This window comes from Pseudomonas violetae, assembly GCF_023072615.1.
GTDB classification, from domain to species: domain Bacteria; phylum Pseudomonadota; class Gammaproteobacteria; order Pseudomonadales; family Pseudomonadaceae; genus Aquipseudomonas; species Aquipseudomonas violetae.
Genome location: NZ_JAKNRW010000065.1, coordinates 1 through 11,174, shown reverse-complemented (window position 1 = coordinate 11,174; position 11,174 = coordinate 1). Strand labels below are relative to the sequence as shown.

The following is an 11,174-nucleotide window of genomic DNA, read 5'->3' as shown; positions in this document are numbered from 1 at the left end:
GAACTGGATCTGGACATACAATCACGAGCGCCCGAATATGGCCCTCGGCGGCATTACCCCAAAACAGAAGTTGGCCCTGGTGGCCTGAGGTCTACTTCTGGTGAGTTTTAGGAATGGGGGGATTACCATCCAACTGGGTCAGCAACCCTGGATGGGCCGCAAAGCTGAGCAACGGCGGCACATAGTCAGGATCAAGATTCCAGGCGCCCTGCCCGTCGCGCACCAAGCGTGCGACCGGACAGGTCACGTAATCGGCATTCTCGTCGTCAGCCAGACGCAGGGTCAGGGCGTATTCCAGTACCCCCATCGACTGCACGTCGTCGGCGTAGATATCCTGAACCTGGCGCCAATCCTGACGATAACGCGTCGGCCGCTCAGCCCTCGTACCGTCGAACACACAGTTGTTGCCATTGGCTTGTTCCAGCGGTAACGCCAAGAGCAACGTAGCCTCCTGGGCGTCATCGGGCAGCAGGCGAGCCAACTCCAGGGCGGGCGGCAGCCGATCCACATGGTCGGAGTCGACTAAGGTGCCATCGGGCATGCGCACCCGCACGTGATTGGCTTTGAGCTTGCCCAGACGTAAGGCTTGCAGGTCGAACGCCACCCCCTGGACACCCCAAGGGTGTACCAGCGACAGATGGGCCAGACTCTCGTTAGCCCAGGCCTCCCAGCGTGCTTGCTGCTGGAATTGTTGCGGGGACAATAACGTCCCCGCAGCCCATAGGGGACGGTCGATCTTCATGACATCATTTCCCTACGAAGTGGCTTAGGCTTTTGCCTTGGGCATCTGCGAAACCAGCGACAAGTTGACGTCCATGCCTTCGACTTGAAAATGCGGCACCGCGTACAGCTTGACGCGGAAGAAGCCTGGGTTGTCCTCGATGTCTTCTACCGTCACCTTCGCATCGCGCAGCGGGTGGGAGGCTTGCAGGTCGTCGCCTGGGTCGGTCATTTCGGTGACCAGGCCACCGATCCACTTGTTCAGCTCCAGCTCCAGCAAACGGCGGTCCTTGGTCGTCCCGATGTTTTCGCGCTGGATCAGCTTCAGGTAATGAGCGATGCGCGACAGTAGGAAGATGTATGGCAGGCGCGAGTTGATCCGGCTGTTGGCCGTAGCGTCAGCGGTGTCATACAGCGCTGGCTTTTGGGCCGAATTAGCCGAGAAGAAACACGCATAGTCGCGGTTTTTGTAGTACGACAGAGGGATGAAACCGAGATTGGCGAATTCAAATTCGCGGGTTTCCGGAATCATCACCTCGGATGGAATCTTCACCTGGTTACCCGTGCCCAGGTCGTACAGGTGAATCGGCAGGTCAGTGACCGCGCCACCCGATTGCGGCCCACGAATCTGTACACACCAGCCGTTGGTGATAAAGCTCTTCACCATGTTTGCCGCGAAGGCGAACGAAGCGTTGGTCCACAGGTATTTCTCGTGATCCGGGCCCTTGACGCTTTCAATGTAGTTGAAGCTGCGCACCGGGACGGTGTCCGGGCCATAAGGTAGGCGACCCAGCACACGCGGCATGAGCAAGCCGATGTAACGGGAATCGTCGCTATCGCGGAACGCCTTCCACTTAATATATTCGGCACGGTCAAAGTAGTTGCCGATGTCTTTGATGGCGGCCACTTCTTCCATCGACTGCTTGCCAAAGAACGCCGGACCAACGGAGCCAATAAACGGCATGTGGGCGGCCGCTGCTACTTTGGAGATGTTGCGCAACAGGGCAATATCCTGCGGGCCGCGATTGAATTCGTAGTTGGAAATGGCCGCCGCAATCGGCTCGCCACCTGGGGTGTCGTATTCCTGGGTGTAGGTGTGCAGGTACAGGCCGCTTTGGGCGATCTCAGGTGCATCTTCGAAATCTTGGACCAGGTGATCCTTGCTGATATCCAGCAGTTCGATCCGCACGTTCTGGCGAAAATCGGTCTGGTCGATCAGCGATTTCACACCGCGCCAGGTCGACTCCACGCGCTGAAAGTCTGGATGGTGCATGACCGCATCAAGCTGGCGACTGATCTGTGCATCCAACGACGCGATGTGTTCATCCAGCAGGGTTTTGTCCAGGCGCTCGACTTTATGCGACGACTGTTTGAGCAGGTCCAGAAATACACTGACCGCCGCAGTGACCCGTTCATCCGCAGACGCCTCGGACAGGGCCTCGGCGTTTTGAAACGCTTCGATACCACTCAACTGCGCAACCGGGCTGAGGTTGATCTTGGCGAACAAGGCGCCATAGACACCTTGGCCGCTGTCTGCGTCGTGGGTTTTAGTCAGCTGCGAGGGGGCGGATGATTGTTCTGCGGACATGATGAAAAACTTCCTTATTAACGAACCTGAGCAATAAACGACAATTAACGTGCTTCTTGTGGCGCCAGAGCGGCCAGTTCGGCGCGCAGCTCGTCACTCAGCGCGTCATCCTTGAGGATGCGTTCCAGTTCATGACGAAAGGTGGCGTTATCCAACAGGTTGGATTTGAGGTCGCGCAACAGATTGCGCATGGCCAGCAGGGCTCGCAGTTGCGGAATTTGCCGCGTTACCTGCTCAGGCTCAAAATCTTTCATGCTCTGGAAGTTCAACGCGACAGAGGTGTCGGCGTTGTCATCGACCAAGGTATTTTCCACCGCCAGCTTCAGGCTCGGAGAGAACTCGGCCAGCACACTGTCGAAGTTGTTTTTATTAATGCCAACCTTGCTTCTTTCAGACAACGGGCGCTGCTCTTGGCCGTTACTGTAATCGCCCATCACCATCAACTTAAGTGGCAATTCGATCTTTTTCTGAGCGCCACCGGTGTGTAAGTCGAGCTTGATATTGACCCGCGCCTTGGGCACTTCATTTTGAAAGCTGTTTGACGCCATAAATCCTCCAGACACAATTCTACGAGACGGAAAAACCCCATCACAAAAACCAAGCAACTCAGAGAAAAAGTAATACTTGGCGTACCGCAGAGTAGGAAATTGCTTGAAGGGGATTCTAGTCAGTTCACAAGTTTAAAAACAACCAATAAATAATCAAGCGCCACGAATCTCTATGAATTTTTTTTGTATGTAGGACTTTTCCGAACGACAATGAGAATTGTCTGATATTGATCTGCATGATAGTGGCATACCGCGCGAAAAACGCTTTGCAGTCGAGGCGGAATCCGCCCCACGGAGCGCCTGCGCACGCTGCCGCACTAGCCACTCAAATACCACCCGGCATGCCGAGAAGGCTCTCGATTACCCGCCCAGACTATTCAGACCAAGCACTCCAGCAGCGCAAACCAACACCCAATACCACTCAGCACTCAGCACTCAGCACTCAAACAGGAAACGACAGACAGCTTTTCCCGATCACGCATCCACCTATATGATGCGAAAAATACTGCCAAGCAGTACTTCCGAGAGCGCATTACATCCAAACTCAAAAACAGGAAGACTTCACCACAGCGACTCAAGACTGCATGTTGGCATGACACGAATAGTTACAAACAGAATCACTCTTTAGATTACTCCAGCGCTTTTTTAGGAAAAATCCTACATCATCTATTCTTCAATCTTGTTATAGCCTCACTTGAAGCAATAGAGGTGGTTTACCTATAGATGTCCGGATATTGGATGGCGTAAAATCCGCAACCGTCGCTCACCGGATTGACTAGATTGGCGCTGGCGGCTCACTTTAAAAGAGAAACAAACATGCCGACACGTATCAATGACTTCACCACCTTGTTCAACGCACTTTGGTACAGAGACTTCCCCGTTGTTCTAGGACATATCGAGGTCGCTAAGCGCGCAGACTGGACAACGCATATCGCTTCGACGGTGCGCCAGGTCTCCAGTCTGATGGGGCTGTTTTCGTGCTTCGAATCAGGCGGTCGTACTGATGCCGAAATCAAGTTCGCCAACAAGAACGTATGGGCCAAACTTGAATGGGAATGGGATGAACCGAAGGAGCAAAGGGTAGAGGAATTGGTCAAGCTGGCTCGTGCATCTAGCGGGGCTGATGTATCTGTGTTCATCGGGTACAGCCAGGTTGGCAGCCACCAAACAAACTTAGAACAGATCAGGTCCGCATGGGCGTACGTCGATAAGCCCCTTGTCGTGCTGCTGATCACGTTTGAATGCGAAGGCGAATGGAGGTTCTTCGACAAGCTTCAGACCTACAGCTGTACGCGCGATGTCCTTACCTTGATCCGTGAGCAGCCGGCGCTTCCATGGTCCGTTGCTAACTCTCGCTGGGCGGCATGCATTAGCGCTAACGGCGTCCCAGTTTAGGAATAAACGCTGCCTCACCTCCAGCTTTGCAGGCCTTTTCAGTATCTGGATGCGGTTTTAGCGTCCTAAAAAAACCGGAAAACGTTATGCCTGCTGATTATCCCTCAACAATACAACGCATCAGAGCGCTAGACCCCAAGCAGACGGCCATCCCTTACTACAACCGAATCCATGTTGTCGGACTCCGTACACCTTGGTAGCCGCCTTTCCTGCTTGCTCGTACCTAAGCGAGGAGAACGTCTCTGGGTTGTGGATTCGTACCCTCTCCAAACGGAACTTGAATGCAGACTTCACAGCTTTTGCCACCTACCTCTAGACCTGTGACCATTTTAGGTTCCGGGCACGCCCTGCCCGAGCGGATTGTCACCAGCACCGAACTGGACGCTGAACTGGGCCTGGTGGCGGGCAGCGTGGCGCGCATCAGTGGCGTGGTCCAACGGCATGTCGCCAGCACCACCGAAACCGCCGCCAGCCTAGGCGCCATTGCGGCGCGCAACGCCTTGCTAGCGGCCGGCCTTGAGCTGGATCAGATCGACCTGATTGCTTGCGCCAGCGGCACCATGGACCAGGGCATGCCGTGCAACGCAGCCCTGCTGCACCGAGAGTTGGGGCTGGGCCAGTCCGGTATCCGGCCATGGACATCAACGCCAGTTGCCTAGGGTTCATCGCCGCCGTCGACACCCTGTCGTGGCCGCTGATTGCCGGACACTACAAGCGCATTCTGCTGGTCTGTTCGGATATCGCTTCGTGCGGGCTGGACTGGCAGCACGTGGAAGTCTGCGGAATTTTCGGCGACGGCGCGGCCGCCGTGGTGCTGGGCGTCAGCGATGGCGGGCCGAAAATCATTGCCTCCAGCCTCAAGACATTTTCCGAAGGCGCGCACTTGTGCCAGATCCCTGCCGGAGGCTCGCGCTTTCATCCACGCCGTATCGATACCCCGTTCGAACCGCTGACCAGCTTTTCAATGCACGGCAAAGGCGTGTTCCGACTTGCGGCCAAGCACCTGCCCACGCTGATGGATGAATTGCTGACCCAGGCCGGGTTGGCTCAAGCACAGGTCGACTGGGTCATCCCTCATCAAGCCAGCCAACAAGCGATGCAACATGCGGCCAAGCGGCTGGGCTTCCGCCCGGAAAATATCATCGACATCTTTGCCCGACACGGCAATCAGGTCGCCGCTTCGCTGCCCACAGCACTGGACATCGCCATCCGCGACCAGCGTATCCAGCGCGGGCAACGGCTGATGCTGATCGGCACCGGCGCGGGTCTGTCGCTTGGCGGCATGGTCCTGGAGTACTGATGAAGATTCTAGTCACCGGCGGCACCGGGTTCATTGGCCGGCACATTGTCTGGCAACTGGCGGCCGAAGGCTGCGAGGTGCAGTTCAGCGGCCGCAACGCCGTGGCGGCAGCCGAGGTTATTCGCCACAGTCCCGCCACTGTGCACTGGCTCCCGCTGGAACACGGTACGCCTGCGGCCACCGCTACGCTGATCGACGCCACGCGATGTTGCGCCGCCATTGTCCATTGCGCGGCGTTATCCTCGCCGTGGGGTACGCCGCAGTCGTTTGCCCAGGCCAACCTGGATTCCACCGACGAAGTGCTCCACGCCTGCCACGCCAACACGGTGAAACGCTTAGTGCACCTGTCGACACCCAGTCTGTATTTCGCCTTCCGTGATCGTCTGGGCATCCGCGAAGACGAACCACTGCCACCACCGGTCAACGAGTACGCCCGCAGCAAGGCGCTGGCCGAAACACAGGTGCATGCGGCCGGGCTCGCCGAAGCGGTGATCCTGCGTCCGCGTGCGGTTTTTGGTCCGTGGGACGGGACGCTAATGCCACGTTTACTGCGCGTCATGCAGCGCGGGCCGATCCCGCTGATGCGCGGCGGCCGGGCTCAACTGGACCTGACCTGCATCGACAACTTGGTGCACGCGGTGGCGCTGAGCCTGACCCAACCCCTGCCGCGAGCCGTTTGCACCTACAACGTCAGCAATGGCACGCCGCTGGCCTTCGAAGACTTGCTGCACAGCATCGCCGAACAGTTCCGTTTGAACCTGCGCACCCAGCGCCTGCCGTGGCGGCTGGTGGACGCGGTTGCGCGGGCGCTGGAAACCAGCGCCCGCCTGCGTGGCAGCGGCGAGCCTTTGCTGACCCGCTATGGCGCTGGAGTGCTGGCGTTCAGTCAGACCCTAGACCTCAGTGCCATCCGCAACGAGCTGGGTTACCGCCCCGTGGTGACACAGAACGAAGGTATTCGACAGCACGCGCAATGGTGGCTCGCCCAACAAGGAGCGCGATCATGAGCCGAACGGTGAGCCTCAATGTGCTGCGCGCCGGTTGGTGCCAGCACCTGGAATGCATGGCTGATCGTGGCGGGCGGTGGGCGCCGAGACGTTTCCCTTCGTTGTGCGGCCTGATTCGCCACCCCGATGCAGGGTGGATGCTTTACGACACCGGTTACGCCGAGCACTTTTTTAACGCCACCCAAGCGCTGCCCGAACGCCTATATCGCGGCGCGGTGCCGGTACAGTTGCCGGTTCAGGAGCAACTGCTCGGCCAGTTGAAGGCCTTCGGCATTGGTCCGAACGACATTCGTACGGTGATCATTTCGCACTTTCACAGCGATCACATCGCCGGGCTGCGGGACTTCCCCCAGGCTTCGTTCATTGCCCTGGACGCCGACCGTCGACACATCGAAAGCCTGCGCGGCCACCGCTGGCGCGCCACCCTCGGCGGTCATCTGCCGGCGTTGCTGCCGGACGATTTTGGCGCACGCCTGGCCCTCGCCGACACCTGCAAAAACGTTGCGCTGCCGGATTGGATGGCGCCCTTCAGCCAGGGTCTCGACTTGCTCGGCGACGGCAGCCTGATCGGAGTGCCGTTGCCGGGGCACAGCGAGGGCCAGCTCGGTTTGTTCATCCCGGATGCCCAGGGTCGCCCAGTGTTTCTGGTGGCGGACGCCTGTTGGTCGGTGCCCGCCTGCCGCGCCGAGCGCCTGCCGGCTCCGCCCGCGCTATGGTTTGCCAGCCACGACGCCAAACAGTACCGCCAGACCTACAGAGGTCTAGGCACATTGATCCGCCGTGAACCGGCTGTGGCGGTGTTGCCGTCCCATTGCACCCAGGCCTGGGAGGCGTTCAGCGATGAGCAGTGAACGGCTGATCGGGACGCTGCGTAGCGCGCTGAGTTTTATCCACAGCCGCTACCGGCTGCGATTCACTCGACGCAAACAACTGGAAGCCTGGCAGGCCAAACAGTTGAAGCATTTCCTGCAGCGCGTGCTGCCCCAGGCCCGGCGCTTCAAAGACCTGACCGTCACCGACCTCACCGATCTACCACTGATGGACAAAGCCACCTTGATGGGCGACTTCACCGGGTTCAACACCCGTGGCCTGAGCCTGGAACAGGTGTTGCCGGTGGCGCGCCAGGCGGAAGAGTCCCGCGACTTCAGCCCGACGCTGGGCGACATCACCGTCGGGCTGTCGAGCGGCACCTCGGGTAATCAAGGGGTGTTTCTGGTCAGTGCACTGGAGCGCCAGCGCTGGGCCGGCATCCTGCTCGCGCGGACCTTGCCCCGCCATCTAATGCCACGCTTGCTCTGCCCTTGGCGTGCGCCGTTGCGGATCGCGTTTTTCCTGCGCGCCAACAGCCGCCTCTACACCACCCTGGCTAGTCGCCGAATCGACTTCGCCTTTCACGACCTGACCCTCGGCCTGGACGCATCGCTGACACGCCTCAACGTACAAAATCCCGATGTGCTGGTGGCCCCAGCCACCGTGCTGCTCGGCCTCGCCGAAGCGGTGCTGGCCGGGCGCCTGACGATCCGCCCCAGCCATATTCTGTCGGTGGCCGAAGTCCTCGAAAGTGCTGACGCCGACGCAATCCACACGGCGTTCGGCGTCGTGCCGCAGCAGATTTATCAAGCCAGCGAAGGCTTTCTCGGCTACACCTGCGAGCAAGGCACTCTGCACCTGAACGAAAGCCATCTGCACATCGAGCCGGACTGGCTGGACGCCGAGCGCACGCGGTTTCAGCCAATCATCACTGACTTCTCCCGGCGCACGCAGATGATCGTGCGCTACCGCCTCAACGACATCCTACGGGTTGCCGAAACGCCTTGCGCCTGCGGGCGGGTCGAACGGGCGATTGCGGCGGTCGAGGGCCGCGCCGATGACGTTCTCTGGCTGCCTGACCTGGCCGGGCGTCAGTTGCTGGCGCTCTATCCCGACGTACTGCGCCGCGCCTTGCTGATGCACGGCGCCTCGTTGCAGGAATATGAAATCCACCAGCAAGGCCTGCACTGGCAGATCAACCTGCGCACCGCCGACGACCACGCCAGCCTGTGCGCGGCCCTCAGCGCCAGCGTCCATGCACTGTGTGCCCAACAGGGCCTGCAACCTCCGGCGCTGAGCTTCGGCCATTGGCAGGCGCCGCCGCCACACGCCAAGCGCCGACGCCTGAAACTCCTGCAATTGCCCGAGGGTTTGCCATGCACGTACTGATTCTCGGCGCACGTGCGCCTGCCTGCCTGGAATGGGCGCGAGCCTTTGACGAGGCCGGATGGACCGTCAGCGTCGGCGATTCGCTGAGCCAGCCGCTCAGCCGTTTCAGCCGCTCGGCGCAGCACTACGTGCGCTTGCCCGAGCCGCGACAGGACCCAGCGGCCTGGGTCGAAGCCCTCGCGACGGTGATCGAAACCCAGCGTATCGACCTCCTACTGCCAACCTGCGAAGAAGTGTTTTACCTGGCCCACGGCCTCGAGCGCCTGGCACCGCTGTGCCGAGTGCTGACCAGTGACTTTGCGCTGTTGCACCGCTTGCATCACAAAGGTCACTTTGCGGCCATGACCGATGGCTGGACGCTGGCCGCCCCCGAAACCCGTCTGCTGACGGATCGTCAGGCCTTGCTAGCCCTAGACGACGAGGTCGCGCAGTGGGTGTTCAAACCGGCGTACTCGCGCTTCGCCTCGCAAACGCTGATTCGCCCGTCGGCCCAACAGTTGAGCAAAGTGCAGCCCACTCACGCCGCGCCGTGGGTGGCGCAACGATTCATCGAAGGGCGGGAGTTTTGCAGTTTCAGCGTGCTAATCGACGGCGGTCTGCGCGCCCACAGCTGTTACCACCCGCAATACCGCGTGGGCCGTGGATCGGGGATCTATTTCCAGCCGAGCGCACCGGAATCGGTATGCAGGTTTCTAGAGCAATTCGGCCGCGAAACCGGCTATACCGGCCAGGTGGGTTTCGACTTTATCGAGGACTGCGACGGCCGTTTCCATGTGCTTGAATGCAACCCTCGGGCCACCAGCGGCGTGCACCTGTTCGACAACCAGCGTCGGTCATTGGTGAGCAGCTTGAGCGCCCCACCCGAGCGCATGCTGGAACCAACACCGGAACCACGGATGATCGCGCTGGCCATGCTTCTGCTGGCGGCACCGCGACGCGCCTTAAGCGTGCCGTTCTGGCGTGACTACGCCGCCGCCCGCGATGTGATCGTCCAGAAAGGTGACTTCTGGCCGTTGACCGCGCAAATGTTGAGCCTGGGAGAAATCATCGCCCGAGCCGCGTCCCGGCGCTGCGGATTGCTGGCCGCGTCCACGGCGGACATCGAGTGGAACGGCCAGCCGTTAAGCGAGCGCACGCCATGAAGCTGCTGCTCGAAGAGCAACTCCTCAGCGAACCTGCCAACCCCAATGACAGCCTCGCCCGGCGCTATGTTCGCACCTGCGCCGGCGGGGCCTTGATCGGCAATGTCAGCACCCGCATGGCGCTGCTCGACACCGGTGCGCAGCAGTTTCCGGTCAGCATCACCGAAGGCAACGAACCAGACAACAACTGCTATGTGGTGTCGCCCCAAACAGCCTACAGCGGTTATGCCCGCGAAGAGCTCAAGCGCCTCGGCCGGCCATGGCTGACCTGGCCGCTGAAGCTGCTGACCCAAGGCGTCGACCGCCTGCTGAGCGCGGCCAAGGTCGACAAACTGGTGCAGGTGAACAACTGGCTGCTGTCGACCAACCTCTACCCAACTGACTGGAGCGTCGCCGAACTGCCAGCGATCACCGCGCTGCTGCGGCGAACCTTTCCCGACCACGGGATTGGCTTTCGCTCGCTCAATGATTTCAGCAATCGGGAATTGCGCCAATGCCTGGAAGCCCTCGGCTACCTGAGCATCCCCAGCCGCCAGGTCTATCTGTTCGACGGTCGGGCCGGGGCGCAGGCGCCGTTTCTCAAGCACCACAACACCCGGCTGGACGCCACACTGTTAAGGCGCAGCCCGTATGAGGTAGTGCCCGGCACTGCGCTGAGCGACGCCGACTTCCAGAGAATGGAACACCTCTACAACCTGCTTTACCTGGACAAATACTGCACGCTGAACCCGCACTACAGTGCTCAGTGGATGCAACGTGGTCAACGCGAGGGCTGGATCGAATTCCGCGCCTTGCGCAACGCTGACGGGCGCATTGACGGTGCATTGGGCTGGTTCGCCAATGCGGCAGTGATCAGCACCCCGATAGTCGGTTACGACACCGCGCTGCCCCAACGGGCCGGGCTGTATCGACAACTGACCCGCCTGTGCCTGCAAGAAGCCGTCGAGCGCCGGCAGGTGCTGAATTTCAGCTCCGGCGCCGCCGAGTTCAAACGCTTGCGTGGTGGTCAGCCGCAGATCGAATACAGCCTGATCCACATCGCACATCTGTCCTGGGGACGAAGACTGGTATGGACCGTGCTTAGTCGCCTGTTGCATGGCATCGGCGTGCCCATGATGAGGAAGCTCAAACTGTGAATCCGCTTGCTCAGTGGTGGCCAGTGGCACTCAGCCACGAATTGCGAAACACACCGTTGGCGTGCCAGGTGCACGACACACCGCTGGTGCTGTTCCGCGCCAACGACGGCCGCCCTGCCGCGCTGCCGGATCGCTGCCC

At 60.1% G+C, this 11,174-nt stretch carries 11 protein-coding genes and 1 pseudogene; 9 read left to right on the top strand and 3 right to left on the bottom strand.

What is annotated here, in order from left to right:
• Positions 1–127: 127 nt before the first annotated feature.
• The 3 genes and pseudogenes from tssK to tssB all read right to left on the bottom strand — a co-directional run.
• Positions 128–742, bottom strand: a pseudogene (gene tssK, locus L9059_RS29915) (type VI secretion system baseplate subunit TssK); the annotation flags it as partial.
• 24 nt (positions 743–766) lie between these two features.
• A complete protein-coding gene (gene tssC, locus L9059_RS29910) occupies positions 767–2,308 on the bottom strand; it encodes a type VI secretion system contractile sheath large subunit (RefSeq protein WP_247295471.1) in 1,542 nt (513 codons plus the stop codon).
• Positions 2,309–2,352: 44 nt separating this feature from the next.
• Complete coding sequence (tssB, locus tag L9059_RS29905; protein WP_247295466.1) at positions 2,353–2,856, bottom strand: type VI secretion system contractile sheath small subunit; 504 nt, start codon at positions 2,854–2,856, stop codon at positions 2,353–2,355.
• 816 nt (positions 2,857–3,672) lie between these two features.
• Between tssB and L9059_RS29900 the strand changes: the two genes are divergently transcribed.
• The 9 genes from L9059_RS29900 to L9059_RS31155 all read left to right on the top strand — a co-directional run.
• Complete coding sequence (locus L9059_RS29900; protein ID WP_247295435.1) at positions 3,673–4,251, top strand: hypothetical protein; 579 nt, start codon at positions 3,673–3,675, stop codon at positions 4,249–4,251.
• A 281-nt stretch (positions 4,252–4,532) separates the two neighbouring features.
• Positions 4,533–4,910, top strand: a complete 378-nt coding sequence (locus tag L9059_RS29895; RefSeq protein ID WP_247295432.1) for a hypothetical protein — start codon at positions 4,533–4,535, stop codon at positions 4,908–4,910.
• Positions 4,886–5,551, top strand: a complete 666-nt coding sequence (locus L9059_RS29890; protein WP_247295417.1) for a 3-oxoacyl-[acyl-carrier-protein] synthase III C-terminal domain-containing protein — start codon at positions 4,886–4,888, stop codon at positions 5,549–5,551. Before L9059_RS29895 ends, L9059_RS29890 begins: the two co-directional genes overlap by 25 nt.
• Positions 5,551–6,558, top strand: coding sequence for an NAD-dependent epimerase/dehydratase family protein (locus L9059_RS29885; protein WP_247295413.1), 1,008 nt, complete (start codon positions 5,551–5,553; stop codon positions 6,556–6,558). The genes L9059_RS29890 and L9059_RS29885 overlap by 1 nt, the downstream gene beginning before the upstream one ends.
• Positions 6,555–7,409, top strand: coding sequence for an MBL fold metallo-hydrolase (locus L9059_RS29880; RefSeq protein ID WP_247295396.1), 855 nt, complete (start codon positions 6,555–6,557; stop codon positions 7,407–7,409). Before L9059_RS29885 ends, L9059_RS29880 begins: the two co-directional genes overlap by 4 nt.
• Positions 7,399–8,757, top strand: a complete 1,359-nt coding sequence (locus tag L9059_RS29875) for a F390 synthetase-related protein (RefSeq protein WP_247295393.1) — start codon at positions 7,399–7,401, stop codon at positions 8,755–8,757. The genes L9059_RS29880 and L9059_RS29875 overlap by 11 nt, the downstream gene beginning before the upstream one ends.
• A complete protein-coding gene (locus L9059_RS29870) occupies positions 8,745–9,899 on the top strand; it encodes an ATP-grasp domain-containing protein (RefSeq protein WP_247295374.1) in 1,155 nt (384 codons plus the stop codon). Before L9059_RS29875 ends, L9059_RS29870 begins: the two co-directional genes overlap by 13 nt.
• Positions 9,896–11,035, top strand: a complete 1,140-nt coding sequence (locus tag L9059_RS29865; RefSeq protein ID WP_247295357.1) for a hypothetical protein — start codon at positions 9,896–9,898, stop codon at positions 11,033–11,035. The genes L9059_RS29870 and L9059_RS29865 overlap by 4 nt, the downstream gene beginning before the upstream one ends.
• Positions 11,032–11,174: Rieske 2Fe-2S domain-containing protein (locus tag L9059_RS31155; protein ID WP_428480307.1), on the top strand; the 143-nt coding region annotated here is incomplete at its 3' end. The genes L9059_RS29865 and L9059_RS31155, both read left to right, overlap by 4 nt.